Source organism: Pseudomonas sp. MWU13-2862 (assembly GCF_023242495.1).
In the GTDB taxonomy this organism is placed as follows: domain Bacteria; phylum Pseudomonadota; class Gammaproteobacteria; order Pseudomonadales; family Pseudomonadaceae; genus Aquipseudomonas; species Aquipseudomonas gingeri_D.
Map to the genome: position 1 here is coordinate 413,562 of NZ_JALMEZ010000003.1, position 24,958 is coordinate 438,519.

At 63.0% G+C, this 24,958-nt stretch carries 23 protein-coding genes; 11 read left to right on the top strand and 12 right to left on the bottom strand.

Going from position 1 to position 24,958, the window contains the following annotated elements; all coding sequences use genetic code 11:
- The first annotated feature begins 5 nt into the window (after nucleotides 1-5).
- On the top strand, nucleotides 6-1,277 hold the full coding sequence (locus M5C56_RS07715; RefSeq protein WP_103497183.1) for a TerC family protein: 1,272 nt from the start codon (nucleotides 6-8) through the stop codon (nucleotides 1,275-1,277).
- 12 nt (nucleotides 1,278-1,289) lie between these two features.
- Here the strand turns inward: M5C56_RS07715 and M5C56_RS07720 are convergent, their stop codons facing one another.
- Nucleotides 1,290-2,177, bottom strand: a complete 888-nt coding sequence (locus M5C56_RS07720; protein WP_103497184.1) for a LysR family transcriptional regulator — start codon at nucleotides 2,175-2,177, stop codon at nucleotides 1,290-1,292.
- A gap of 137 nt (nucleotides 2,178-2,314) precedes the next feature.
- Here M5C56_RS07720 and M5C56_RS07725 point away from each other — a divergent pair, with 137 nt between their 5' ends.
- On the top strand, nucleotides 2,315-3,964 hold the full coding sequence (locus M5C56_RS07725; protein WP_103497185.1) for a GMC family oxidoreductase N-terminal domain-containing protein: 1,650 nt from the start codon (nucleotides 2,315-2,317) through the stop codon (nucleotides 3,962-3,964).
- Between the two features lie 101 nt (nucleotides 3,965-4,065).
- Nucleotides 4,066-5,688 (top strand): MFS transporter, encoded by a 1,623-nt coding sequence (locus tag M5C56_RS07730; RefSeq protein ID WP_103497186.1) that lies wholly within the window; start codon nucleotides 4,066-4,068, stop codon nucleotides 5,686-5,688.
- Between the two features lie 334 nt (nucleotides 5,689-6,022).
- Here M5C56_RS07730 and M5C56_RS07735 read toward each other — a convergent pair whose 3' ends face one another.
- The 4 genes from M5C56_RS07735 to glyQ are packed head-to-tail and all read right to left on the bottom strand — an operon-like array spanning nucleotide 6,023 to nucleotide 10,422.
- Complete coding sequence (locus M5C56_RS07735) at nucleotides 6,023-6,817, bottom strand: lysophospholipid acyltransferase family protein (RefSeq protein ID WP_178129694.1); 795 nt, start codon at nucleotides 6,815-6,817, stop codon at nucleotides 6,023-6,025.
- Nucleotides 6,818-6,874: 57 nt separating this feature from the next.
- Nucleotides 6,875-7,408, bottom strand: a complete 534-nt coding sequence (gene gmhB, locus M5C56_RS07740) for a D-glycero-beta-D-manno-heptose 1,7-bisphosphate 7-phosphatase (protein WP_103497188.1) — start codon at nucleotides 7,406-7,408, stop codon at nucleotides 6,875-6,877.
- Nucleotides 7,409-7,417: 9 nt separating this feature from the next.
- On the bottom strand, nucleotides 7,418-9,472 hold the full coding sequence (gene glyS, locus M5C56_RS07745; protein ID WP_103497189.1) for a glycine--tRNA ligase subunit beta: 2,055 nt from the start codon (nucleotides 9,470-9,472) through the stop codon (nucleotides 7,418-7,420).
- Entirely contained in the window at nucleotides 9,469-10,422 is a 954-nt protein-coding gene (gene glyQ, locus M5C56_RS07750; RefSeq protein WP_053253611.1) for a glycine--tRNA ligase subunit alpha, read from the bottom strand. Before glyQ ends, glyS begins: the two co-directional genes overlap by 4 nt.
- A gap of 81 nt (nucleotides 10,423-10,503) precedes the next feature.
- Here glyQ and M5C56_RS07755 point away from each other — a divergent pair, with 81 nt between their 5' ends.
- The 3 genes from M5C56_RS07755 (at nucleotide 10,504) to M5C56_RS07765 (ending at nucleotide 12,313) form a co-directional block, all read left to right on the top strand.
- Nucleotides 10,504-11,067, top strand: a complete 564-nt coding sequence (locus M5C56_RS07755; RefSeq protein WP_103497190.1) for a DNA-3-methyladenine glycosylase I — start codon at nucleotides 10,504-10,506, stop codon at nucleotides 11,065-11,067.
- Between the two features lie 38 nt (nucleotides 11,068-11,105).
- A complete protein-coding gene (locus M5C56_RS07760; protein WP_103497191.1) occupies nucleotides 11,106-11,993 on the top strand; it encodes a lysophospholipid acyltransferase in 888 nt (295 codons plus the stop codon).
- A gap of 74 nt (nucleotides 11,994-12,067) precedes the next feature.
- Nucleotides 12,068-12,313 (top strand): PilZ domain-containing protein, encoded by a 246-nt coding sequence (locus M5C56_RS07765; RefSeq protein WP_100939945.1) that lies wholly within the window; start codon nucleotides 12,068-12,070, stop codon nucleotides 12,311-12,313.
- Here the strand turns inward: M5C56_RS07765 and M5C56_RS07770 are convergent.
- From M5C56_RS07770 to def, 5 genes are all read right to left on the bottom strand, one after another.
- Nucleotides 12,300-12,623, bottom strand: a complete 324-nt coding sequence (locus M5C56_RS07770) for a hypothetical protein (RefSeq protein ID WP_103497192.1) — start codon at nucleotides 12,621-12,623, stop codon at nucleotides 12,300-12,302. The genes M5C56_RS07765 and M5C56_RS07770 overlap by 14 nt on opposite strands.
- 18 nt (nucleotides 12,624-12,641) lie before the next feature.
- On the bottom strand, nucleotides 12,642-14,015 hold the full coding sequence (trkA, locus tag M5C56_RS07775; protein WP_103497193.1) for a Trk system potassium transporter TrkA: 1,374 nt from the start codon (nucleotides 14,013-14,015) through the stop codon (nucleotides 12,642-12,644).
- A 22-nt stretch (nucleotides 14,016-14,037) separates the two neighbouring features.
- Nucleotides 14,038-15,348, bottom strand: coding sequence for a 16S rRNA (cytosine(967)-C(5))-methyltransferase RsmB (rsmB, locus tag M5C56_RS07780; RefSeq protein ID WP_103497194.1), 1,311 nt, complete (start codon nucleotides 15,346-15,348; stop codon nucleotides 14,038-14,040).
- Complete coding sequence (gene fmt / locus M5C56_RS07785; RefSeq protein ID WP_103497195.1) at nucleotides 15,345-16,289, bottom strand: methionyl-tRNA formyltransferase; 945 nt, start codon at nucleotides 16,287-16,289, stop codon at nucleotides 15,345-15,347. Before fmt ends, rsmB begins: the two co-directional genes overlap by 4 nt.
- A 142-nt stretch (nucleotides 16,290-16,431) precedes the next feature.
- On the bottom strand, nucleotides 16,432-16,938 hold the full coding sequence (gene def, locus M5C56_RS07790; RefSeq protein WP_103497196.1) for a peptide deformylase: 507 nt from the start codon (nucleotides 16,936-16,938) through the stop codon (nucleotides 16,432-16,434).
- Between the two features lie 152 nt (nucleotides 16,939-17,090).
- On the opposite strand from def, the gene M5C56_RS07795 reads away from it, so the two are divergent.
- From M5C56_RS07795 to M5C56_RS07805, 3 genes are all read left to right on the top strand, one after another.
- Complete coding sequence (locus M5C56_RS07795) at nucleotides 17,091-18,113, top strand: LysM peptidoglycan-binding domain-containing protein (protein ID WP_103497197.1); 1,023 nt, start codon at nucleotides 17,091-17,093, stop codon at nucleotides 18,111-18,113.
- Nucleotides 18,114-18,226: 113 nt separating this feature from the next.
- A complete protein-coding gene (gene dprA / locus M5C56_RS07800) occupies nucleotides 18,227-19,327 on the top strand; it encodes a DNA-processing protein DprA (protein WP_103497198.1) in 1,101 nt (366 codons plus the stop codon).
- Between the two features lie 47 nt (nucleotides 19,328-19,374).
- Nucleotides 19,375-19,932, top strand: coding sequence for an L-threonylcarbamoyladenylate synthase (locus tag M5C56_RS07805; RefSeq protein ID WP_103497199.1), 558 nt, complete (start codon nucleotides 19,375-19,377; stop codon nucleotides 19,930-19,932).
- Between the two features lie 168 nt (nucleotides 19,933-20,100).
- On the opposite strand, the gene M5C56_RS07810 is transcribed toward M5C56_RS07805, so the two are convergent.
- Nucleotides 20,101-21,078, bottom strand: a complete 978-nt coding sequence (locus M5C56_RS07810; protein ID WP_103497200.1) for a quinone oxidoreductase — start codon at nucleotides 21,076-21,078, stop codon at nucleotides 20,101-20,103.
- 179 nt (nucleotides 21,079-21,257) lie between these two features.
- Between M5C56_RS07810 and hemF the strand changes: the two genes are divergently transcribed.
- Both hemF and aroE read left to right on the top strand, forming a co-directional pair.
- Nucleotides 21,258-22,178 carry an oxygen-dependent coproporphyrinogen oxidase gene (hemF, locus tag M5C56_RS07815; protein WP_103497201.1) on the top strand — a complete coding sequence of 307 codons (921 nt, stop codon included), beginning with the start codon at nucleotides 21,258-21,260 and terminating at the stop codon, nucleotides 22,176-22,178.
- The gene (gene aroE, locus M5C56_RS07820; protein ID WP_103497202.1) at nucleotides 22,178-22,999 is read left to right on the top strand and encodes a shikimate dehydrogenase; all 822 of its coding nucleotides are present in this window, start codon (nucleotides 22,178-22,180) and stop codon (nucleotides 22,997-22,999) included. The genes hemF and aroE overlap by 1 nt, the downstream gene beginning before the upstream one ends.
- Before the next feature lie 224 nt (nucleotides 23,000-23,223).
- Here aroE and M5C56_RS07825 read toward each other — a convergent pair whose 3' ends face one another.
- Nucleotides 23,224-24,792 carry a SulP family inorganic anion transporter gene (locus M5C56_RS07825; RefSeq protein ID WP_103496227.1) on the bottom strand — a complete coding sequence of 523 codons (1,569 nt, stop codon included), beginning with the start codon at nucleotides 24,790-24,792 and terminating at the stop codon, nucleotides 23,224-23,226.
- Nucleotides 24,793-24,958: the final 166 nt, after the last annotated feature.

Sequence of the window (24,958 nt, forward strand, 5' to 3'; positions counted from 1 at the left end):
GCAAGATGATCGGCTTGGATACCGGTATGCAGGGGATCAACCTGACGTTGCAGGTGTTCCTGCTCGACCTGCTGCTGAGCGGCGATAACGCCGTGGTCATCGCCCTGGCCTGCCGCCACCTGCCGGCCCGGCAGATGCGCCAGGCGCTATTCGCCGGGATGGGCGTGGCGGTCGGGTTGCGGATCCTGTTCACCTCGGTGATCAGCCTGTTGCTCAAGGTGCCTTGCCTGAAACTGGCAGGCATGGTCGCGCTGGTAGTCATTGCCATCAAGTTGTTGGTGGGGGAAGAAGACGCCGAACACTTGCCACAGCGTTCGGGGTCGACGCTCTGGTCGGTGGTCGGGCTTATCGTCTTTGCCGACCTGACCATGAGCCTGGACAATGTGGTGGCCCTGGCCGCCGTCGCCCAGGACAACATCGGGATTCTGGTGCTGGGGTTGCTGCTGAGCATCCCGATGTTGATGTACGGCAGTTTGTTTGTGACCGGGTTGTTCAAGCGTTATCCCTGGTTGATCCCGGCGGGCGGCGCCTTGTTGGGCTGGGTGGCCGGGGATATCGGCATGTCCGACCCGCTGATCGCCGATTGGGTGGCGACCCAGGCGCCGGGCCTGGTGTTGGCGATGCCGCTGGCCTGTGCGATTTTTGTGTTGGTGGAGAGCCGGATCATCCAGCGCAACCTGCGTTTGCTGCCCAGGCCCGAGCCGGTTTTGCGCCATGCCCCCATGGATGAGCCTGTGCTCGCCGAGCCGTTGGCGGCCAGTGTGGTTCGGGTGGTCGCGGCGGCAGAGGATATCCCCGGGGTTCGTGAACCCATGGCCGCCGAGTTACTCCCTCCCGAGGTGCCTTTGCCGCCTGTGGATAACTTTCCTGTCGAGCCTTTGCCAGGCGAATCCAGCCGCAAGCGCCGATGGTACTGGGCCGGGGCGTTGGCGGCGGTTCCGCTGCTGGCGTATATCGGTTATTCGGTGATCTATGTCGGCATCATCAACAGCGGCTATATGCCGACGCCCAGGCTGTTGAGCAGCTACGAGTGCCCTGGTTTGAACGGGCCGTTCGTCTTCTTCTACCAGCATGGCAAGGACACCGTGCGTATCCACAGCAGCGCCGGATCGCTCGACGGCGCGCTGATCAAGGGCCGGCTGGAGTGGATCAACGCGACCCGGGCCTCTTCGATGCTCGGCTTTACGCCGCCCCAGGAAATCACCAATGACGATGCCACCTCCATTCGCATCAATGGGGGGAGCTTTTCGCAGATGGAGTGTTTCAAGAAAAGCTGAGGGTCGATATTTTCACGGTGCCAGCAACACACCCTGCTCACTCGCACACAACGCCAGCAGAAAATCCCACACCACCCGCAAGCGCACGGACTTATGCAATTCCCGTCGGGTGCTGATCCAGTAGCTGCGCTGGATGGTCTCCTCCGGGAGCACGCGCACCAGCTGCGGGTCGCCCTTGGCCATGTAGTTGGGCAGCACCGCAATGCCCAGCCCGGCCCGCGCCGCCTGTTGCTGGGCTATGACGCTGGTGCTGCGAAAAATCACATTCGGTGTGCGGCAGAAGTTGTTGAGGAACAGCAGCTCCTCGCTGAACAGCAGGTCGTCGACATAGCCGATCCAGTTGTGCTGCGACAGATCATCCCGGTGCTGCAAGGCCGGCGCCCGGGCCAGGTAGTCCGGGCTGGCATACAGCGCCAGGCGATAGTCGGTCAGTTTGCGAGTGATCAACAGGTCGGCATTCGGTCGGTCAAGGTGGATGCTGATTTCCGCCTCGCGGTTGAGGATGCTGACGAAACGCGGCACTGCCACCAGTTCCACTTCCAGTCCCGGATAACGTTCGTACAGGCTGCCCATGCGCGGGGTGAGAAACATGATGCCGATCCCTTCGGTCACTCCCAGGCGAATCTTGCCCAGGGGCGCGATGGCCTGGGTGATTTCCTCCTGGGCCAGCAAGGCAACGTTTTCCATGGCCTCGGCATGCTTGAGCAAGGCCTGGCCCGAGGGCGTCAGTTCGTAGCCCTGGGCATGCTGGACAAACAGTGCGGTGCCCAGGCTCTGCTCGATGGTCTCGATATGCCGGGCCACGGTGCTGTGGGTGGTGTTCAGGCGCTTGGCCGCGGTCAGCAGACGTCCGCTGCGCTGCAGCTCGAGAAAAAAACGCAGGTCGTTCCAGTCGAACATGGGGCTTCCTTGTGAATCACGGGGTTCACGGCCTTGCTTGAAAACGCACAGTACTTGCGCAAAAACGAAGGTTTTCATCTCGAAACTAATCAATAACATGAAGGGAGACAAGAACAATAAAAAAGGCGAGGTTGCCTATGTCATCCGCCCACCTGCCCTATGACTACGTGATAGTCGGTGCCGGGCCCGCTGGCTGTGTGCTGGCCAATCGGCTGTCCGCCGACCCGCAGAAAAATGTCCTGCTGCTCGAAGCCGGCGGCCAGGATAACTACCCCTGGATTCATGTGCCGGTGGGGTATCTCTACTGCATCGGCAATCCCCGTACCGACTGGTGCTTCAAGACCGAAGCGCAACCCGGCCTGCAAGGTCGCAGCCTCGGCTACCCGCGCGGCAAGGTGCTGGGCGGCAGCTCGTCGATCAATGGCATGATCTATATGCGTGGCCAGGCCGGCGACTATGATCGCTGGGCCGCGCAAGGTAATCCGGGCTGGGCCTGGAACGATGTCCTGCCGTTGTTCAAGCGCAGCGAAAACCATTTTGGCGGTGCCAGCGAATTCCACAGCGACCAGGGCGAGTGGCGGGTCGAACAGCAGCGCTATTCCTGGCCTATCCTCGATGCCTTCCGCGATGCCGCCGCAGAAAACGGCATTGCCAGCGTCAGCGATTTCAATGCTGGCGATAATCAGGGCTGTGGATACTTTCAGGTCAACCAGCGTTCCGGTGTGCGCTGGAATTCGTCGAAAGCTTTTTTGCGGCCAATCCTCAAGCGTCCCAACCTGACGATCCTGACCGGTGTCCAGGTTGACCGGGTGAACCTGGAAAACGGCCGCGCCTGTGCCGTCGTCGCGCGTTGGCAGGGTGAGGAACATGTGTTCAATGTTCGGCGCGAGATTGTCCTGTGCGCCGGTTCGGTCGGTTCTCCCGGCATTCTCCAGCGTTCGGGCATCGGCCCGCGGCCCTTGCTGGAAAACCTCGGCATCGCAGTGCGCCACGAACTGCCGGGGGTCGGCGGCAATCTGCAGGATCATCTGCAACTGCGCCTGATCTACAAACTCAGCAATGCCCGCACCCTCAATCAGGTCGCCAATAGCCTGTGGGGCAAAGTCGGCATGGGCCTGCGTTATATCTACGACCGCAGTGGTCCGTTGGCCATGGCTCCCAGCCAGTTGGGGGCGTTCGTGAAGTCCTCGCCGGAGCGGGCCTCGGCCAATTTGCAGTACCACGTGCAGCCCTTGTCGCTGGAGCGCTTCGGCGAACCGCTGCATCGGTTCCCGGCCTTCACCGCTTCGGTATGCAACCTGCGCCCCTTGAGCCGGGGGCGGATCGATATTCGTTCGGCTGATCCCGATGTGGCGCCATTGATCGATCCGAATTACCTGAGCGATCCCGAGGATCTGAAAGTCGCGGCCGAGGCGATCCGGCTGACCCGGCGCATTGTCGACTCCCCTGCCCTGCGGCGCTTCAAACCCGAGGAATACCTGCCCGGGGCGGCGCTGCAAACCGAAGAACAGTTGCATGAGGCGGCCGCGCGGATCGGTACGACGATCTTTCACCCGGTGGGCACCTGCCGGATGGGCAATGGCGCACTGGATGTGGTGGATGCCCGGCTGCGGGTGCACGGCGTGCCGGGGTTGCGGGTTGCCGATGCGTCGATCATCCCGAATATCGTCTCCGGCAATACCTGTTCGCCGACGGTGATGATTGCCGAGAAGGCGGCGCAGATGATTCTGGCGGATGTCTCGGCCATTTCTGATATTCAAGCAGCGCAGATCCCGGCGGGCACCTAGCATCCATACAGCAAAAAGCGGATTCCGGTGGCGGTCAGCCGGAATCCACAGTGGAACAACAACAATAATCACTGTGGCCCCCAGGGCCGAGGACATGGCAAATGTCGGACTACATCGAGCAACAGCCCGTGCGCGTTATCGCGAACACCGGCCGGGAAGAACGAAAGATCATTTTTGCGTCATCCCTCGGGACGGTTTTCGAGTGGTATGACTTTTTTCTCTATGGCGCCCTGGCGGCGGTGATCAGCAAGCAGTTCTTTGCAGGGGTCAACGACACCACGGCGTTTATCTTCGCCCTCATGGCCTTTGCCGCGGGCTTCCTGGTCCGGCCTTTCGGCGCCCTGGTATTCGGGCGCCTGGGGGATATGATCGGGCGCAAATACACCTTCCTCATGACCATCATCCTGATGGGCCTTTCCACCTTTGCCGTCGGCCTGTTGCCGACCTACACCAGCATCGGCATCGCCGCGCCGATCATCCTGGTCCTGCTGCGCATGCTCCAGGGCCTGGCGCTCGGCGGTGAATACGGTGGCGCCGCGACTTATGTGGCCGAGCACGCGCCGACCGGCAAACGCGGTTCGTATACCGGCTGGATTCAATCCACCGCGACCCTGGGCCTGCTGCTGTCCCTGCTGGTGGTGCTCGCCAGCCGTTATATCAGCGGCGATCAGTTCGAAGTCTGGGGCTGGCGCCTGCCGTTCCTGCTGTCGATCTTCCTGCTGGCGATTTCCACCTGGATCCGCCTGAGCATGCATGAGTCGCCGGCCTTCGTGAAAATGAAGGCCCAGGGCAAGGTCAGCCGCTCGCCGATCCGTGAATCCTTCGGCTCCTGGCAGAATCTGAAGATCGTCCTGACCGCCCTCTTCAGCATCAACGCCGGGCAGGCGGTGACCTTCTACACCGCGCAGTTCTACGTGCTGTTCTTCATGACCCAGATGCTCAAGATGGACCCGACCCAGGCCAATACCCTGCTGATCATCAGCGTGGTGATCGGTGCGCCGTTCTTTGTGCTGTTCGGCTGGCTGTCGGACAAGATCGGTCGCAAGCCGATCCTGATGTTCGGCCTGTTGCTGGCGACCGTGTGTTATTTCCCGCTGTTCAAAGCCTTGAGCCATTACGCCAATCCGCAGATCGACGCGGCCAGCCGCCAGGCACCGATCGTGGTGCTGGCCGATCCGGCGAGCTGCACCTTCCAGTTCGACCCGGTGGGCAAGGCGCGTTTCGACAGCCCGTGCGACAAGGTCAAGACCTTCCTGGTCAAGCAGGGCTTGCCCTACAGCTCGCAAGCCGCGGCACCGGGGACGAATGTGATGGTCTCGGTGGGAGAACAGAAGATCAGCGGGTACGACGAAGCGGCGATGCGTTCGGCAATCACCACGGCGGGTTATCCGGCCAAGGCCGATAGCGCGTCAGTGAATGAGCCGATGGTGGTGCTGCTGATCGTCTTGCTGATTCTGATTGCCACCATGACCTATGGCCCGCTGGCGGCGGTGATGGTCGAGCTGTTCCCGACGCGCATCCGCTACACCTCCATGTCGCTGCCCTACCATATCGGCAACGGCTGGTTCGGCGGGTTCCTGCCCACGGTGTCCTTTGCGCTGGTGGTCTACACCGGGGATATCTTCTATGGGCTGTGGTACCCGGTGCTGGTCACCGGAGTCAGCCTGGTGGTGGGGTTGTTCTGCCTGAAGGAAACCAAGGGCGTGGATCTGGACAAGGTCTGAGGTTGCCGACGACTTTGCAGACACCACGAAACCTGTAGGAGCAGGGCTTGCCCGCGAAGCTTTTAGCGTCCTTGCGGGCCCCTTCGCTGGCAAGCCAGGCTCCTACAGGGTTGTGGCGATCTCAAAGGCCTCTTCGTCGCTAATCGAGCGTCGAGCGGTGGACCCTATTTCAGTTTGAAAAACCGGCATCAAAGCCGGTTTTTTTATCGCCCGAAAAAACTTATGCACGATTTACAGCAGAAAGTCATACAGAGAAATAAGCAATAAAATCATATGCTTACATCGTATTTCTGAAAGAAATCAAAATCTTGTGCACAAGTTATCCACAGTCCCATCAAATGGCGACAGGCGTCTCTACCGCCGGCGCCGGCGGCAATGAGCCCATGTCCCGCTGGGTCTGCTCGTTCCAGGCCTGGACCCTGTCATTGAGCTCGGCAATCGCCCGTGGCCCGCTGCCCTCGGCCATCATAGGCTTGCCGATCACCACCGTGATGGTGCCGGGTTTCTTCAGCCAGCCGGTCTTCGGCCAGAACTTGCCGGCGTTGTGGGCAATCGGCAGCACCGGCAGATCGGCGTTTACCGCCAGTGCCGTACCGCCCCGGGAGAACTTGCCGACCGTTCCGAACGGCACACGCGTGCCTTCCGGGAAGATCAGCACCCAGACATTGTCCTTGAGCAACTCGTCGCCCTTTTTCGCCACATGCTTGAGCGCCGCCTTCGGGTTGTCCCGGTCAATGGCGATCGGCCGCAGCATGGCCATGGCCCAGCCGAAGAACGGCACATACAGCAACTCACGCTTGAGCACCTGGCTCAATGGCGAGAAATAGGCCGAGAGGAAGAAGGTTTCCCAAGTGCTCTGGTGATTCGACAGAATCACGCAAGGGCGCTCGGGCACATTCTCCGCACCTTTGATATCGACCGTGATGCCGAGGAAGACCTTGGTCAGCCACAGGGCACAACGGCACCAGTACACATTGATAAAGCGATAACGTGCCTTGAACGGCAGGAACGGCGCGATAAAAAAGCTCAGGGAGCACCACAACAGCGAACTGGTGCCCAGCAGCAGGTAAAAGAAAAAGGTTCTGATGGCCTGCAGGATCGACATAGCGGCATTTACCGTTGCGGGCATTGCCCGCCTATAAAAAGCGCTTCCCGAACAGTCCTTGGTCAGGAGGTCAGAAGAGCTTCAGTTGTGGATAAGTTCTGCGGCAACCGCCGCCAGATCGTCAAAAACCAGGGTGCCCACCGGCAGGGTTTTACCCAGTGTCTTTTCGCCTTTACCGGTTTTTACCAAAACAGGCTGACAGTCGACGGCCCGCGCCGCCTCCAAGTCACCGAGGGTGTCGCCGACAAACCATAGACTAGCCAACGACACCCCGTAATGCTCGGCGATGGTACGCAACATGCCGGGCTTGGGTTTGCGACAGGCGCAACCCTCATCCGGCCCGTGCGGGCAATACACCACCAGCCCGAGTTCACCCCCCTGTTGCGCCACCAACGAACGCAGGTGCTCGTGCATGGCTTCCAGGGTGGCAATGTCGTAGTAGCCGCGAGCAATGCCGGACTGGTTGGTGGCCACCGCCACCGTCCAGCCGGCCCTGCTCAACTGCGCAATGGCTTCGATCGCGCCGGGGAGCGGAATCCATTCCTCCACCGACTTGATGTAGGCGTCGGAGTCCTGGTTGATCACCCCGTCCCGATCGAGAATCAGCAGCTTCAAGACGTGCCCTCAGCCCAGCAGCGAAATATCGGCGACACCCAGGAACAGGCCTCGCAGACGCGCCAGCAGCGCATAACGGTTGGCGCGGACCTTGGCGTCCTCGGCATTGACCATCACCGCTTCGAAGAACGCATCCACCGGCTCGCGCAGGGCGGCCAGGCGTGCCAGGGATTCGTTGTACTGGCGTGCCGCAGCCATCGGTTGCACCGCCTGGTCCGCCTGTTGGATCGCCGAGTACAGCGAGAACTCGTTGGCGTTGTCGAAGTACTTGGCTTCCACGGTGCTCGGGATGCTGCCTTCGGCCTTGCTCAGCAGGTTCGATACACGTTTGTTCACCGCTGCCAGGGCAGCCGCTTCCGGCAACTGGCGGAATTTCTGCACAGCTTGCACGCGTTGGTCGAAGTCCAGCGCCGAACCCGGCTTGAGGGCACGGACCGACAGGTAGGTCGCCACGTCCACGCCTTCGTCTTCGTAACGGGCGCGCAGACGGTCGAAGATGAACTCCAGCACCAGGTCGGCCAGGCCGGCGGCCTTGACCCGGGCACCGAAGGCCTTGACCGCGAATTCCACGGTCTCGATCAGGTCGAGGTCCAGCTTCTTGTCGATCAGGATGCGCAGCACGCCGAGGGCGGCGCGACGCAGGGCATAGGGGTCCTTGCTACCGGTGGGCAGCATGCCGATGCCGAAGATCCCGACCAGGGTGTCGAGCTTGTCGGCAATCGCCACCGCCGCACCGGTCAGGGTGCCCGGCAGTTCGGCGCCAGCACCGCGCGGCATGTACTGTTCGTTCAGGGCCAGGGCCACGTCTTGCGGCTCGCCGTCATTGAGGGCGTAGTAGTAACCGGCGACACCTTGCATCTCCGGGAACTCGCCGACCATCTCGGTGGCCAGGTCGCATTTCGACAGCAGGCCGGCACGGGCCGCGCGCTGGGCGTCGCCGCCGATACGTGGGGCGATGAAAGCGGCCAGCTTGGAGACACGTTCGGCCTTGTCGTAGACGCTGCCCAGTTTTTCCTGGAACACCACGTTCTGCAGACGCAGGTTGAACTGCTCGAGCTTCTGCTTCTTGTCCTGCTTGAAGAAGAACTCGGCGTCGGTCAGGCGCGGGCGAACGACTTTCTCGTTACCGGCGATGATCTGTTGCGGGTCCTTGCTCTCGATGTTGGCGACGGTGATGAAGCGCGGCAGCAGCTTGCCGTCGACGTCCAGCAGGCAGAAGTACTTCTGGTTGTCCTGCATGGTGGTGATCAGGGCTTCTTGCGGCACGTCGAGGAAGCGTTCCTCGAACGAGCACACCAGCGGAACCGGCCATTCGACCAGGGCGCTGACTTCGTCGAGCAGGTCCGCCGGCATGATCGCCGTGCCTTCCTGCTGGGTCGCCAGCTCGGTGGTGCGTTGGCTGATCAGCTCGCGACGCTCGCTGGCGTCGGCCAGTACATAAGCGGCGCGCAGGTCGCTCAGGTAGTTGGCCGGCGAGGTGATGCGCACGCTTTGCGGGTGATGGAAGCGGTGACCACGGGAGTCGCGACCGGCTTTCTGGGCGAGGATGGTGCAGTCGATGACCTGGTCACCGAGCAGCATCACCAGCCATTGGGTCGGACGCACGAACTCTTCCTTGCGCGCGGCCCAGCGCATGCGCTTGGGAATCGGCAGGTCATTCAGCGAATCCTCGACGATGGTCGGCAGCAGGCTGGCGGTCGGCTTGCCCTGGATGCTCTGGGTGTAGCGCAGCTTCGGCCCGCTCTGGTCGATTTCGCTCAGTTCCACGCCGCATTTCTTGGCAAAACCCAGGGCGGCCTGGGTCGGGTTGCCTTCGGCGTCGAAGGCGGCCTGGCGTGGCGGCCCGTCGAGGTTGATGCTGCGGTCCGGCTGCTGGGTTTGCAGCTGGGTCAGCAGTACCGCCAGGCGGCGTGGCGCGGCATAGACCTGCTTGCTTTCGAAGCTCAGGCCAGCGCTTTGCAGGCCCTTTTCGATACCGGCGAGAAAGGCCTCGGCCAGGGTATTGAGGGCCTTGGGTGGCAGCTCTTCCGTGCCCAGTTCAACCAGAAAATCTTGAGCACTCATTGTGCTGCCTCCAACTTAGCCAACACTTCGTCACGCAAATCCGGGGTCGCCATCGGGAAGCCCAGTTTGGCCCGGGCCATCAGGTAGGCCTGCGCCACGGAACGGGCCAGGGTACGGACCCGCAGAATGTACTGCTGACGCGCGGTGACCGAGATCGCCCGGCGTGCATCCAGCAGGTTGAAGGTGTGCGAGGCCTTGAGGACCATTTCATAGCTCGGCAACGGCAGCGGCTGGTCCAGCTCGATCAGGCGCTTGGCTTCGCTTTCATAGAAATCGAACAGTTCGAACAGCTTCTCGACGTTGGCGTGTTCGAAGTTGTAGGTCGACTGCTCCACTTCGTTCTGGTGGAACACGTCGCCATAGGTCACCTTGCCGAACGGGCCGTCGGCCCAGACCAGGTCGTAGACCGAATCGACGCCCTGCAGGTACATCGCCAGGCGTTCCAGACCATAGGTGATCTCACCGGTGACCGGGTAGCACTCGATGCCGCCGGCCTGCTGGAAGTAGGTGAACTGGGTGACTTCCATGCCGTTGAGCCAGACTTCCCAGCCCAGGCCCCAGGCGCCGAGGGTCGGCGATTCCCAGTTGTCCTCGACGAAACGGATGTCGTGCACCAGCGGGTCGAGGCCCACGTGCTTGAGCGAGCCCAGGTACAGTTCCTGGAAGTTGTCCGGGTTCGGCTTGAGGACCACCTGGAACTGGTAGTAGTGCTGCAAGCGGTTCGGGTTTTCGCCGTAGCGGCCGTCAGTCGGGCGGCGGCTGGGCTGTACGTAGGCGGCGTTCCAGGTTTCCGGGCCGATGGCGCGCAGGAACGTGGCGGTATGAAAGGTGCCGGCGCCTACTTCCATATCGTAGGGCTGAAGTACCACACAACCTTGCTCGGCCCAGTATTGCTGGAGGGCGAGGATCAAGTCTTGGAAGGTACGCACGGCTGGCGTAGGCTGGCTCACGAAATTCACCTGTTACTTGGGCTGCGATTCAAAAGGCGGGAGTATACCCGATTCGGCCACGCGCACGCCCCCTGGAGCCTTATGCCACGCTGCTTTTGGTGCAACGACGATCCTTTGTACATGGCCTATCACGATCAGGAGTGGGGCGTGCCGCTGCGCGATGGGCAGCGTCTGTTCGAGTTGCTTTTGCTCGAAGGGTTCCAGGCCGGTTTGTCGTGGATCACCATCCTGAAGAAACGCGAGCACTATCGGAAGGTGCTGTTCGGTTTCGATGTGCACAAAGTCGCGGCCATGGGCGACGCCGATATCGAGCAATTGATGCTCGATCCGGGGATCATCCGCAACCGCCTGAAACTCAATGCCGCGCGGCGCAATGCGCAGGTCTGGCTGACGCTGGAGGACCCGGTGGCGCTGCTCTGGTCCTTTGTCGGCGGGGTGCAGAAAGTCAATCATTTCCAGGTGCGCGGCGAGGTCCCGGCCGTCACGCCCGAGGCCGAGGCCATGAGCAAGGCCTTGAAGAAACTCGGCTTCAAATTTGTCGGCCCGACCATCTGCTACGCCTTCATGCAGGCCTCGGGCATGGTCATGGACCACACCACCGATTGTGATCGCTACGCCACATTGGCCACGCCACGGTTACAATAGCCGGCTGATAACAAGCTCGATCACGACAGGAGTGGCCTGTGGACAAGTTTAAAGGCGCCATGCTGGTGGGGGCGTTGCGGTTGTTTGCCCTGTTGCCCTGGTGCGCTGTGCAACGGGTGGGTGCGGCCATCGGCTGGATGATGTGGAAGCTGCCCAATCGTTCCCGCGACGTGGTGCGGATCAACCTGGCGAAATGTTTTCCGGAGCTCGACCCGGTGGCCCGCGAGCAGTTGGTCGGTCGCAGCCTGATGGGCATCGGCAAGTCCTTTACCGAAAGCGCCTGTGCCTGGATCTGGCCGGCCCATCGCTCGATGGAGCGGGTCCGTGAAGTCGAAGGCCTGGACATCCTCAAGGAGGCCCTGGCCTCGGGCAAGGGCGTGGTCGGCATCACCAGCCACCTGGGCAACTGGGAAGTGCTCAATCACTTCTATTGCAGCCAGTGCAAGCCGATCATTTTCTACCGTCCGCCCAAGCTCAAGGCGGTGGACGAACTGTTGCGCAAGCAGCGGGTGCAGTTGGGCAACCGGGTGGCCGCCTCCACCAAGGAAGGCATCCTCAGCGTGATCAAGGAAGTGCGCAAAGGTGGTGCGGTGGGCATTCCCGCTGACCCGGAACCGGCCGAATCCGCCGGGGTATTCGTGCCTTTCCTTGGCACCACGGCGCTGACCAGCAAGTTCGTGCCCAATATGCTTGCCGGCGGCAAGGCGGTGGGGGTGTTCCTCCACGCGCTGCGCTTGCCTGACGGTTCGGGTTTCAAGGTGATCCTCGAAGCTGCGCCCGAAGCCATGTACAGCACCGATACAGAGACCTCCGTGGCCGCCATGAGCCAGGTGGTGGCGCGTTATGTGCGGGCTTATCCGGACCAGTACATGTGGAGCATGAAGCGCTTTCGCCGACGTCCGGCGGGTGAGAAGCGCTGGTATTGAAACAGGATTGGCATGATCTGTGGATAAGTCAGCGACGGGGATTTATCCACAGATGTATTTTCAGGACGCAGTAGATGTCCAATAACAAGAATTCTCTACGCATCAAGATCCAACACCCCAGCATCGGCGAGTGCCTGGGGCACACGCGCAATCTATCCAGTAAAGGTGTGTATGTGACGCACCCGAGCTTGTCGCGCCTGACCACCGGCGCGGTGGTCTATGGCCAGGTGCAGGGTCTGCCGGCGGTGGCGCCGCGGATTCGGATGGAAGTGGTCCGGGTCGACGCCGACGGTATCGGCCTGCGCTTTATTGATCTTTGAGCGCGGCTTTTTCGAGTTTTTTCAGAAACACCGTCATTTCCTTTTCCGCCTGCTTGTCGCCATGGGCGCGGGCAGCTTCCAGTCCCTGTTCCCACGCCTCTCTGGCGGCGGCATTGTCGCCCGCGGCCTGATGCGCCTTGCCCAGCAGTTTCCAGGCGGCGGAGTATTTCGGGTCGAAACCGACGCAGCGTTGCAGGTGTTCGGCGGCCTTGGTGTTTTCCCCAAGGTCCAGGTAACCCTTGCCGAGGCCGAAGCGCAGCAGCGAGTTATCCACACCCTTGGCGAGCATTTTTTCCAGTGATTCGAGCATGGTGATCCTCGGTATGGGTCAGAAAAAGCTCAGGCCGACATGAAACAGCTTTTCCACATCGCGGATCTGTTTTTTATCCACAAGGAACAGGATGACATGGTCGCCGGCCTGGATCACCGTCGCATCGTGGGCGATCAGTACCTCTTCGTCGCGAATGATCGCACCGATGGTCGCCCCTGGCGGCAAGGCGATATCGGCGATGGCCCGACCCACCACCTTGCTCGACTTCGCGTCGCCATGGGCAATCGCCTCGATGGCCTCCGCCGCCCCTCGCCGTAGCGAGTGCACGCTGACGATATCGCCCCGGCGCACATGGGCCAGTAACGTGCCGATGGTCGCCAGTTGCGGGCTGATGGCGATATCGATCTCGCCGCCCTGGACCAGGTCGACATAGGCCGGGTTGTTGATCAGAGTCATGACCTTCTTCGCCCCCAGACGCTTGGCCAGCAGCGACGACATGATGTTGGCCTCATCGTCGTTGGTCAGGGCCAGGAACACATCGGTGTCGGCAATGTTCTCTTCCAGCAGCAGGTCGCGGTCCGAGGCGCTGCCTTGCAGCACCACGGTGCTGTCCAGGCTGTCCGAGAGGTGGCGGCAACGGGCCGGGTTTTTCTCGATGATCTTGACCTGGTAACGGCTTTCGATGGCTTCGGCCAGCCGTTCGCCGATCTGCCCGCCGCCAGCGATAACAATGCGCTTGTAGCGCTCGTCGAGACGGCGCATTTCGCCCATCACGGCGCGGATATGGGCCTTGGCGGCGATGAAAAACACTTCGTCGTCGGCTTCGATCACCGTGTCGCCACGGGGCATGATCGGCCGGTCGCGGCGGAAGATCGCCGCCACCCGGGTGTCGACGTTGGGCATGCGTTCGCGCAACTGGCGCAGTTGTTGCCCCACCAGCGGCCCGCCGTAGTAGGCCTTGACCGCCACCAACTGGGCCTTGCCTTCGGCGAAGTCGATCACCTGCAAGGCCCCCGGGTGTTCGATCAGGCGCTTGATGTAGTGGGTGACCACCTGCTCCGGGCTGATCAGCACATCCACCGGAATCGCGTCGTTGTCGAACAGCCCGGCGCGGGTCAGGTAGGCCGCCTCGCGGACCCGGGCGATCTTGGTCGGGGTGTGGAACAGGGTGTGGGCGACCTGGCAGGCGACCATATTGGTTTCGTCGCTGTTGGTCACCGCCACCAGCATGTCGGCGTCATCCGCGCCGGCCTGGCGCAGGATGGTCGGAAACGAGGCGCGGCCCTGCACGGTGCGGATGTCCAGGCGGTCGCCGAGGTCGCGCAGGCGCTCGCCGTCGGTGTCGACCACGGTGATGTCGTTGGCTTCGCTGGCCAGGTGTTCGGCCAGGGTGCCGCCGACCTGGCCGGCACCGAGGATGATGATTTTCATCGGGTCGCTCCGTTGTCCCGGCTCAGCCGCGCGCGGCGGCGATCTTGATCAGCTTGGCGTAGTAGAAACCGTCGTGCCCGCCTTGCTGGGCCAGCAACTGGCGACCGTGGGGCTGCTTGAGGCCGAAGTCCCCGGCGATATCCAGTTCGCGGGCACCTGAGGTGCGGGCGAGGAAGGCCTCGATCACTTCGGTGTTCTCGGTCGGCAGGGTCGAGCAGGTGGCGTAGAGCAGGATGCCGCCGACTTCCAGGGTCGTCCACATCGCGTCCAGCAGCTCGCCTTGCAAGGCGGCCAGGGCGGCGATGTCGTCGGGTTGGCGGGTCAGCTTGATGTCCGGATGGCGGCGGATCACGCCGGTGGCCGAGCACGGGGCATCCAGCAGGATGCGCTGGAACGGCTTGCCGTCCCACCAGGTGGCGACATCACGGCCGTCGGCGGCGATCAGTTCGGCGTCCAGGCCGAGGCGCGCGAGGTTCTCGCGTACCCGCACCAGGCGCTTGGCCTCCAGGTCCACGGCGACCACGCCGGCCAGTTGTGGCTGGACTTCGAGGATATGGCAGGTCTTGCCGCCGGGGGCGCAGCAGGCGTCGAGCACCCGTTGGCCGGGGGCCAGGTCCAGCAGGTCGGCGGCCAGTTGCGCGGCTTCGTCCTGGACGCTGATCCAGCCTTCATTGAAGCCGGGCAGGTTGCGTACGTCACAGGCCTCTTCCAGCACGATGCCGTCCGGGCTGTAGACGCACGCGTGGGCGATGACCCCGGCGTCGCCCAGCAGCTTGAGGTAGGCATCGCGCGAGTGATGGCGGCGATTGACCCGCAGGATCATCGGCGGATGGGCGTTGTTCGCCGCGCAGATGGCTTCCCACTGTTCCGGCCAGAAGGCCTTGAGGGATTTTTGCAGCCAGCGCGGGTGGGCGGTACGGACCACCGGGTCATGTTCCAGCTCGGCCAGCAGCGCCTCGCCTTCCCGCTGGGCGCGGCGCAGCACGGCATTGATCAAGGCCTTGGCCCAGGGCTTTTTCAGCTTGTCGGCGCAACCGACGGTTTCGCCGATGGCGGCATGGGCCGGCACGCGGGTGTAGAGCAGTTGATAGAGACCGACCAGCAGCAAGGCTTCGACGTCGGCGTCGGCGGCCTTGAAGGGTTTTTGCAGCAGCTTGGCCGCCAGTGCCGAGAGGCGTGGCTGCCAGCGCGCGGTGCCGAAGGCCAGGTCCTGGGTCAGGCCGCGATCACGGGCCTCGACCTTGTCCAGTTGCAGCGGCAGCGAGCTGTTGAGCGAAGCCTTGCCGTTGAGGACGGCGGTGAGTGCCTTGGCGGCGGCCAGACGCGGGTTCATTGGCCGAGCACCGTACCGAGGGCGAATTTCTCGCGGCGGCTGTTGAACAGGTCGCTGAAGTTCAGCGCCTTGCCGCCGGGCAGTTGCAGGCGGGTCAGGCACAGGGCACCGGTGCCGGTGGCGACGATCAGGCCGTCCTTGCTGGCGGCGAGGATTTCACCCGGCGCGCCCTGGCCTTCGGCGACGCTGGCGGCGAGGACTTTCAGGGCTTCGCCACTGAGGGTGCTGTGGCTGATCGGCCAGGGGTTGAAGGCGCGGATCAGTCGCTCCAGCTCCACCGCCGGACGATTCCAGTCGATGCGCGCCTCGTCCTTGTTCAGCTTGTGGGCGTAGGTGGCAAGGCTGTCGTCCTGGACTTCACCTTCGAGGGTCCCGGCGGCGAGACCGGCGATGGCCTGCAGCACGGCGGGCGGGCCGAGTTCGGCCAGGCGGTCGTGCAAGGTGCCGCCGGTGTCTTCGGCGCTGATCGGGGTGACGCTCTTGAGCAGCATCGGCCCGGTGTCGAGCCCGGCTTCCATGCGCATCACGGTTACGCCGCTTTCGCTATCGCCGGCTTCCACGGCGCGCTGGATCGGCGCGGCACCGCGCCAGCGCGGCAACAGCGAGGCGTGGCTGTTGATGCAGCCCAGGCGCGGGATATCCAGCACCACCTGCGGCAGGATCAGGCCGTAGGCGACCACCACCAGCAGGTCCGGCTTGAGCGCTGCCAGTTCGGCCTGGGCTTCGGCACTGCGCAGGGTCGGCGGTTGCAGGACGACAATGCCGTGCTCCAGGGCGAGTTGCTTGACCGGGCTTGGCATCAGCTTCTGCCCACGGCCCGCCGGACGATCCGGCTGGGTGTAGACCGCAACGATCTCGTAAGGGCTGTCGAGCAGGGCCTTGAGGTGTTCAGCGGCGAATTCGGGGGTGCCGGCGAAGACGATGCGCAGTGGCTCAGACATAAAAAGGGCTCGCTTGGATACTGTAGGAGCGAGCTTGCTCGCGAGGGTGGCCGGGGCAGCGCGGGGTATCAGGTACCCCGCGTTATCGTTGACGTCCATCGCGAGCGAGCTCGCTCCTACAGGAGATACAGGAAGGGGCGGATCAGGCGTTCTGGCGGTGCAGCTTTTCCAGTTTCTTCTTGATCCGGTCGCGCTTGAGCGTAGACAGGTAATCGACGAACAGCTTGCCGTTCAGGTGATCGCACTCATGCTGGATGCACACCGCCAGCAGGCCCTCGGCCTCCAGCTCGAACGGCTTGCCGTCGCGGTCCAGGGCCTTGACCCGCAGTTGGGTCGGGCGATCGACGTTCTCATAGAAACCCGGCACCGACAGGCAGCCTTCCTGGTACTGGTCGACGTCGGTGGTCAGGGTTTCGAACTCGGGGTTGATGAACACCCGGGGTTCGCTACGATCTTCACTCAGGTCCATGACCACGATGCGCTGGTGCACATTGACCTGGGTCGCCGCCAGGCCGATACCCGGGGCTTCATACATTGTTTCAAACATGTCATCGATCAGCTGCCGCACCTGGTCGTCCACCACGGCCACGGGTTTGGCGATGGTGCGCAGGCGCGGGTCTGGAAATTCGAGGATGTTTAAAATGGCCATAGGCGTATTTGCTGCACTTGTGAGGTAAAGTCAGAGACGGTTGCCGAAATATCCCGGTGGGATCGGCTACCGTTGTAAAACGTTCTCCTTGGGAGCGAGCCGCGGGGGCTCTGGCGTTTCACGCGAAGGCACATAATAAAGGGATTCACTGCATGAGGAAAACACTACTCGCCCTGTTGCTGGCTGTCACCGGCGTCGTGCAGGCGCAAGTGCAACTCAAGGACGGTTATCCACAGCGCTATACGGTGGTGCGCGGTGACACACTTTGGGACATTTCCGGCAAGTTTCTCAGTGAGCCGTGGAAGTGGCCGGAAATCTGGCACGCGAATCCCCAGGTGGCGAATCCGGACCTGATCTACCCCGGCGATACGCTGACGCTGCAATTCGTCGACGGTCAGCCACGATTGGTCGTGGATCGCGGTGTGTCGCGGGGGACCGTGAAACTGTCGCCGCAGGTGCGCCGCTCGCCGGTGGCCGAGGCGATTCCGAGCATTCCGCTGGAAAAGATCAATGCGTTCCTGTTGAGCAACCGCATTGTCGACAGCCCCAATGACTTCCAGAAAGCCCCGTATATCCTGGCCGGCAACAATGAGCGGGTGCTCAGCGGCATGGGCGACCGGATCTACGCCCGTGGCGTGTTCGACCCGGCGCACTCGGTGTATGGCCTGTTCCGCCAGGGCAAGGTCTATACCGACGCGCAGACCAAGGAGTTCCTGGGGATCAACGCCGACGACGTCGGCACCGGCGAGCTGGTGGCGACCGAAGGCGATATCGGCACCCTGAACCTGCGCCGCACCACCCAGGAAGTTCGCCTGGGGGACCGCCTGTTCGTCAGCGAAGAGCGCCCGGTCAATTCGACGTTCATGCCCAGCGCGCCGCAAGCGCAGATCCGCGGCACGATCATAGATGTGCCACGGGGTGTTACACAGATCGGCGTCATGGACGTGGTCACGATCGATAAAGGTCGACGCGATGGCCTGGTCGAAGGCAACGTTCTAGCGGTGATGAAGACCGGCGAGACCGTGCACGACCAGGTCACCGGGCAGCGGGTGAAGGTCCCCGACGAGCGTTCGGGCCTGCTGATGGTGTTCCGCACCTACGAAAAGCTCAGCTATGGTTTAGTACTCACTGCCACGCGGTCCCTGACAGTCATGGACAAGGTGCGCAACCCGTAGCGCCGGACGATAACGCAGGGCCGATTCCGTTAGCAGGCTAAACAGGTTACCCACAGAGTTATCCACAGCTTGTTCCAGCTGTTCCAGGACCGCCACAGATCAAGGATGATCCGATGTCGTTGTCCAACTGTACCTCCCTGTCCCCGGCGGAGCTGGAAGCCCGCCTGCGTCTGCATCGTCTGCCGGAACTCGGTCCGCGGCGCTTTCGAACCCTGATTCAAGCCTTCGGTTCGGCCTCGGCGGCCCTCGGTGCACCCGCCGCTGCCTGGCGTGCGCTGGGCTTGCCGGCGGCCTGTGCCGAGGCGCGCCGCAGTCCTGAAGTGCGGGACGCTGCCAGCGCTGGATTGCGCTGGCTAGAGCGCCCGGCTTGTCATCTGGTGATGTGGGACCAGGCCGATTACCCCGCCCTTCTCGCCGAACTGGACGACGCCCCGCCGCTGCTGTTCGTGGCCGGCGATCCTGCCATTCTGGAACAACCGCAGTTGGCGTTGGTTGGCAGTCGGCGTGCTTCCAAGCCGGGCATGGATACGGCGGCGGCCTTTTCCCGGAGCCTGGCCGGTGCCGGTTTTGTCATCACCAGCGGGCTGGCGCTGGGGATCGACGGGGCGGCCCATCAGGCGGCCCTGGACGTCGGCGGGCGAACGATCGGCGTACTCGGCACCGGTCTGGAAAATCTTTATCCACAGCGTCATCGGCGGTTGGCGGAAGCGATGATTGCCCATGGCAGCGCCGTGGTTTCCGAGTTGCCACTGGAGGCGCCGCCCCATCCGAGCAACTTCCCCCGGCGCAATCGGATTATCAGCGGCTTGTCCCTGGGGGTGCTGGTGGTGGAGGCCAGTGTCGGCAGCGGCTCGCTGATCACCGCCCGGCTGGCGGCGGAACAGGGGCGCGAGGTGTATGCGATTCCCGGCTCGATCCATCACCCCGGTGCCAAGGGCTGTCATCAGTTGATCCGCGACGGTGCGGTACTGGTGGAAACCGTCGAACATATCCTCGAACCCCTGCGCGGTTGGCAACGAGTGACCGCCAGCGCGATTCCCGCCGTGCCCGAGCATCCGCTGCTAGGCTTGCTGCATGCCGCACCGCAAAGCAGTGAGGCCCTGGCCAACGCCTGTGGCTGGGCATTACCGCGAGTCTTGGCGGCGCTGACCGAACTGGAGCTTGAAGGCCGGGTTGCCAATGAAAACGGACGCTGGTTAGCTCGCGCGAGGTAGGTTTACCTGAGTAAACTGCGAGCAGCTTTGAATCCGGAGAACGAGTAATGGTCAAGAGTTGGCGTGTGCAAGAAGCCGCACGAGAAATTCGCGCAGGAGCGGTGATTGCCTATCCAACCGAGGCGGTCTGGGGTTTGGGTTGCGATCCCTGGAACGAAGAGGCGGTGGACCGCTTGCTGGCGATCAAGAATCGTTCGGTGGACAAGGGTTTGATCCTGATCGCCGACAATATCCGCCAGTTCGATTTTCTCTTCGAGGATTTCCCGGAAGACTGGATCGACCGCATGGCCAGTACCTGGCCGGGGCCCAATACCTGGCTGGTGCCGCATCAGGACTTGCTGCCGGAGTGGGTCACCGGTGTGCATGACACCGTGGCCCTGCGGGTCAGCGATCATCCGTTGGTACGGGATCTGTGTTCGTTGGTGGGGCCGCTGATTTCCACTTCGGCCAATCCCCAGGGGCGGCCGGCGGCGCGCACGCGGATTCGCGTGGAGCAGTATTTCCGGGGGCAGATCGACCTGGTGCTGGGCGGTAACCTGGGCGGGCGCAAGAACCCGAGCCTGATCCGCGACCTGGCGACCGGCAAGGTGGTGCGTCCGGCGTAAGTTCGGCCCGACAAGCACAGCTCCCACAAGGGGACCGCGTTATCGTTCATCGCCAGCAAGCTGGCTCCTACAGGGACGGTGTCGATCACAAAAAGGTGCCACGATACAAATACTGTAGGAGCCAGCTTGCTGGCGAACCGCTGCGTCAGCAGCGGCCATCCACCCCGATCAAGGCAAAAGCACCGTCGACCCGGTAGTCCGCCGTGCCGCCAGTTCGGTGTGGGCCTTGGCCGCTTCCGCCAGGCTGTACCGCGCGCCGATCTCGATCTTCAGCTTGCCGCTGGTGATCATCCCGAACAGATCCTTCGCCATGACCTGCAGGTTTTCCGCGTTGTTGGCGTAGGTCGCCAGTGTCGGCCGGGTCACATACAGCGAGCCCTTGGCCGCCAGAATCCCCAGATTGACCCCATCCACCGCGCCCGAGGCATTGCCGAAGCTGACCATCAGCCCACGGGGCGACAGGCTGTCCAGCGAAGTCAGCCAGGTGTCCTTGCCCACGCCGTCATACACCACCGGCACTTTCTTGCCATCGGTCAGTTCCAGCACCCGCTTGGCCACATCTTCATGGCTGTAGTCGATGGTTTCCCAGGCGCCGAGGGACTTGGCCAACGCCGCCTTTTCCGGCGAACTGACGGTACCGATCAGCTTCACGCCCAGGGCCTTGGCCCACTGGCAGGCAAGCAAGCCGACACCGCCGGCCGCCGCATGGAACAGCACGGTTTCACCGCCCTTCAACTCATAGGTCTGGCGCAACAGGTACTGCACCGTCAGACCCTTGAGCATCACCGCGGCGGCCTGTTCGAAGCTGATGCTGTCCGGCAGATGGACCAGGTTGGCTTCCGGCAGCACATGCACTTCGCTGTAGGCGCCCAGTGGACCGCTGCCATAGGCCACGCGATCACCGACCTTGAACTGGCTGACCTCGCTGCCGACCGCCTCGACCACGCCCGCCCCCTCGGCCCCCAGGCCCGACGGCATGGCTGGTGGTGCATACAGCCCGCTACGCAGATAGGTGTCGATAAAGTTCAGGCCGATGGCGTGGTTGCGTACCCGCACCTGCTGCGGGCCCGGCTCGGCGGGGGTGTAGTCGACATACTCAAGGACTTCCGGGCCGCCATGGGCGCGAAACAGGATACGTTTGGCCATCTTTCTCTCCTTGGACATTTCACAAAGGGGCGCCGTGCAGCGCGATGCAAGGGCCCTATCGGACTCCTTCGCTTGACCTTCGTCAACTGCGATGAGTACAAACGCGGTGCTATGCTACGCGCCTCTTTGCTACCGGCCGTCCGATGTGCCGAGTAGCTTTGCCCGATCAAGGTGAAGCCATGACTACCCGCACCGAGGCCGTGAAAGCCTATCTGCTCGACCTGCAAGACCGTATCTGTGCCGCCCTGGAGGCCGAAGACGGTGGCGCGCGTTTCGTTGAAGACGCCTGGACCCGCCCCGCTGGTGGTGGCGGTCGGACCCGGGTGATCGGCAACGGCCAGGTCATCGAGAAAGGCGGCGTGAACTTCTCCCACGTCTTCGGCAACGGCCTGCCGCCGTCGGCCAGTGCCCATCGGCCGGAACTGGCCGGGCGTGGTTTTGAGGCCCTGGGCGTGTCCCTGGTGATTCACCCGCATAACCCCCACGTGCCGACGTCCCACGCCAATGTGCGGTTTTTCATCGCCGAGAAGGAAGGCGAGGAACCGGTCTGGTGGTTCGGCGGTGGTTTCGACCTGACGCCCTACTACGGCAATGAAGAAGACTGCGTGCACTGGCACCGGGTGGCCGAGCGCGCCTGTGCGCCGTTTGGCGCCGATGTCTACCCACGTTACAAGGCCTGGTGCGACAGCTATTTCCACATCAAGCACCGCAACGAGCCGCGCGGTATCGGCGGCCTGTTCTTCGATGACCTGAACGAGTGGGACTTCGACACCAGCTTTGCCTTCATGCGGGCGATCGGCGATGCCTATATCGAGGCTTACCTGCCGATTGTGCAGCGGCGCAAGGCCCAGGCCTGGACCGAACAGCAGCGCGAGTTCCAGGAGTTTCGTCGTGGTCGTTACGTGGAGTTCAACCTGGTGTACGACCGTGGGACCCTGTTCGGCCTGCAATCGGGCGGTCGCACCGAGTCGATCCTGATGTCGTTGCCGCCGCAAGTGCGCTGGGGCTACGACTGGAAGGCCGAGCCGGGCAGTGAAGAGGCGCGGTTGACCGAATACTTCCTGCAGGACCGCGACTGGCTGGCGGAGGGGGCTGTCTGATGGATCGTTATGCCGTCTTCGGCAATCCCATCGGCCATAGCAAGTCGCCGTTGATTCACCGTCTGTTCGCCGAGCAGACGGCCCAGCAGTTGGTTTACAGCACCCTGCTGGCGCCCCTTGACGATTTTTCCGGCTGTGCCCGGGCGTTTTTCCAAGCAGGGCGCGGGGCCAATGTGACGGTGCCGTTCAAGGAGGAGGCCTATCGCCTGGCCAACAGCCTGACGGCCCGGGCGCAGCGGGCCGGGGCGGTGAATACCCTGAGCAAGCTGGCTGATGGCAGTTTGTTGGGCGATAACACCGACGGCGCCGGGCTGGTGCGCGATCTGACGGTGAATGCCGGATTCAGCCTGAAGGGCAAGCGTATCCTGCTGCTGGGTGCCGGTGGTGCGGTACGTGGGGCGCTGGAACCGTTGCTGGCGGAGCAGCCGGCTTCGGTGATCATCGCCAATCGGACCGTGGAGAAGGCCGAGTTGCTGGCCGAGCTGTTCGCCGACCTGGGGCCGGTGTCCGCCAGTGGGTTTGACTGGCTGCGGGAGCCGGTGGACCTGATCATCAACGCCACTTCAGCGAGCCTGTCGGGGGATGTGCCGCCGATTGCGCCGAGCCTGATCGAGCCGGGCAAGACCTTCTGCTACGACATGATGTACAGCAAGGAGCCGACGGCGTTCTGTCGCTGGGCGAGCGAGAATGGCGCGGCGGTGTCGATGGATGGCCTGGGCATGTTGGCTGAGCAGGCGGCGGAAGCTTTCCTGCTGTGGCGCGGCGTGCGCCCTGATACCGCGCCGGTGCTGGCGGAATTGCGGCGGTTGCTGGCTTTGTAGGAGGCCCTTGAGTCTTGTGTCGTTTGTCAGGGCCTCTTCGCGGGCAAGCCCTGCTCCTACAAATTGGTGGCGTGCACCCGCTCTCTGAACGACGACATACTGTAGGAGCAGGGCTTGCCCGCGAAGCTTTTGGCGATCTTGAGGGCCCATTCGCTGCGATGCGGCGTCCCGACAAGCCAGGCTCCCGCAAGGGACCGCGATGACCACAAGATCGCGTCGGGCGATCAATCCTCAAACAGGATCGGGCACTTATCCACACCCTCCAGCTTCACCAACTCCTCCACCACCGGCGCCCGCGCCCGTCTCAGGGTCAGGCTACGGCCTTCGCGTATCAACCGCCGGGCTTCCTGATGCAGCATCTCAACCCCCGAGTAGTCGATAAAGTTGATCTGCTGCGCCTCGATCACCACCTTCACCCCGTGCAACCGTTGCAACTGCACTTGCAGGTAATGGCTGGCACCGAAAAAGATCGACCCCCCCACCCGCAACACATCCTCGTCGCCATCGCGCCAATGCTGCACCCGTGGCTGCGAGGTGCGCTTGAGGTAGAAAAACAGCGAGGCCAGCACCCCGGCGTAAATTGCCGTCTGCAACTCCAGCAGCAAGGTCGCCACGCAGGTCAGGGCCATCACCGCGAACTCGGCGTGACTGACCCGGAACAGTGCCCGAATCCCCCGCCGGTCCACTAATCCCCAACTGATCAGCAGGATACTGCCGGCCATCGCCGGGATCGGGATGTGTGCAATGAGCGCCGAGCCGGTCACGGCAAACAGCGCTACCCAGAGCGCAGAAAACACCCCGGCCAGCGGTGAGCAGGCCCCGGCCTCGTAACTCAGCGCGGCGCGGGTGAACGAGCCAGCGGACAGGTAGCCGGAAAACAGGCTGCCGATCATGTTCGACAGGCCCTGGGCGCGGACCTCCTGGTTGGCATCGAGCAATTGTTGCGAACGTGCGGACAACGAGCGGGCAATCGACAGGCTGGTCACCAGCCCGAGCATGCCCACCGCGACGGCACTGGGCAGCAGGCGCAGGATGGTCTCCAGGTCCAGCGGCAAGGCGCTGAACGGCGGCAACCGGCCGATAAAACCCTTGACCAGTTGCACATGCCCGAACAGGCCCGGGCACAGCCAGACCAGCGTGCTGGCCAGGACCAGGGTGATCAGCAGGGTCGGCCAGCGTGGCAGCAGGGATTTGAGGGTAAAGCCGAGGATCAGGGTGCCCAGCCCCAGCAGCAGCGAGGGTTTGTCCAGTTCGCCGAGGTGCTGGCTCAGTTGCAGCAGGCTGTTCAGGGCGGTGGCCTGGTTGGGGATATCGAGCCCCAGCAGGTTCGGCAACTGCCCGAGGGCGATGACCACGGCGGCGCCCAGGGTGAAACCCAGCACCACCGAATGCGAGACGAAGTTCACCAAGGCGCCGAAGCGCAGCATGCCCAGCAGCCACTGGAAGATCCCGGCGATGCAGGTCAGCAACAGGATCAGGGTCACGTAGTCCTGGCTGCCGGGTACCGCGAGGGGGCTGACACTGGCGAACAGGACAATCGAAATGGCGGCCGTAGGCCCGCAGATCAGGTGCCAGGACGAGCCCCAGAGACAGGCGATCAGTACCGGGACGATGGCCGCGTAGAGGCCGTATTCGGGTGGCAGGCCGGCGATCAGCGCGTAGGCGACCGATTGCGGCAGGGCCAGGATGGCGCCGCTCAGGCCGACGATCAGGTCACGGCTGACGCTGGCGCGGGTTTGCCGGGGCAACCAGCTGAGAAATGGCAGGAGTTTGTGGCGGTTGGTCCAGCCCATGGGTCTCTCGGTCGGATGAGTCGGCGTCAGGGTGAGGGGTATATCTGGGATTTTCGCGGTGAAACACCGACCTGCAGGAGCCGGCTTGCTGGCGATGGACCAGACGGTCGATGCAAGGCTTACGGGCCTCTTCGCTGGCAAGCCAGGCTCCTACAGATTTTGTGCC

Coding starts and splice junctions, on each gene's coding strand:
- M5C56_RS07715 (WP_103497183.1), top strand. CDS start 6: ATGATCGGCTTGGATACCGGTATGCAGGGGATCAACCTGACGTTGCAG.
- M5C56_RS07720 (WP_103497184.1), bottom strand. CDS start 2,177: ATGTTCGACTGGAACGACCTGCGTTTTTTTCTCGAGCTGCAGCGCAGC.
- M5C56_RS07725 (WP_103497185.1), top strand. CDS start 2,315: ATGTCATCCGCCCACCTGCCCTATGACTACGTGATAGTCGGTGCCGGG.
- M5C56_RS07730 (WP_103497186.1), top strand. CDS start 4,066: ATGTCGGACTACATCGAGCAACAGCCCGTGCGCGTTATCGCGAACACC.
- M5C56_RS07735 (WP_178129694.1), bottom strand. CDS start 6,817: ATGCCCGCAACGGTAAATGCCGCTATGTCGATCCTGCAGGCCATCAGA.
- glyS (WP_103497189.1), bottom strand. CDS start 9,472: ATGAGTGCTCAAGATTTTCTGGTTGAACTGGGCACGGAAGAGCTGCCA.
- M5C56_RS07755 (WP_103497190.1), top strand. CDS start 10,504: ATGCCACGCTGCTTTTGGTGCAACGACGATCCTTTGTACATGGCCTAT.
- M5C56_RS07765 (WP_100939945.1), top strand. CDS start 12,068: ATGTCCAATAACAAGAATTCTCTACGCATCAAGATCCAACACCCCAGC.
- M5C56_RS07770 (WP_103497192.1), bottom strand. CDS start 12,623: ATGCTCGAATCACTGGAAAAAATGCTCGCCAAGGGTGTGGATAACTCG.
- trkA (WP_103497193.1), bottom strand. CDS start 14,015: ATGAAAATCATCATCCTCGGTGCCGGCCAGGTCGGCGGCACCCTGGCC.
- rsmB (WP_103497194.1), bottom strand. CDS start 15,348: ATGAACCCGCGTCTGGCCGCCGCCAAGGCACTCACCGCCGTCCTCAAC.
- fmt (WP_103497195.1), bottom strand. CDS start 16,289: ATGTCTGAGCCACTGCGCATCGTCTTCGCCGGCACCCCCGAATTCGCC.
- def (WP_103497196.1), bottom strand. CDS start 16,938: ATGGCCATTTTAAACATCCTCGAATTTCCAGACCCGCGCCTGCGCACC.
- M5C56_RS07795 (WP_103497197.1), top strand. CDS start 17,091: ATGAGGAAAACACTACTCGCCCTGTTGCTGGCTGTCACCGGCGTCGTG.
- dprA (WP_103497198.1), top strand. CDS start 18,227: ATGTCGTTGTCCAACTGTACCTCCCTGTCCCCGGCGGAGCTGGAAGCC.
- M5C56_RS07805 (WP_103497199.1), top strand. CDS start 19,375: ATGGTCAAGAGTTGGCGTGTGCAAGAAGCCGCACGAGAAATTCGCGCA.
- M5C56_RS07810 (WP_103497200.1), bottom strand. CDS start 21,078: ATGGCCAAACGTATCCTGTTTCGCGCCCATGGCGGCCCGGAAGTCCTT.
- hemF (WP_103497201.1), top strand. CDS start 21,258: ATGACTACCCGCACCGAGGCCGTGAAAGCCTATCTGCTCGACCTGCAA.
- aroE (WP_103497202.1), top strand. CDS start 22,178: ATGGATCGTTATGCCGTCTTCGGCAATCCCATCGGCCATAGCAAGTCG.
- M5C56_RS07825 (WP_103496227.1), bottom strand. CDS start 24,792: ATGGGCTGGACCAACCGCCACAAACTCCTGCCATTTCTCAGCTGGTTG.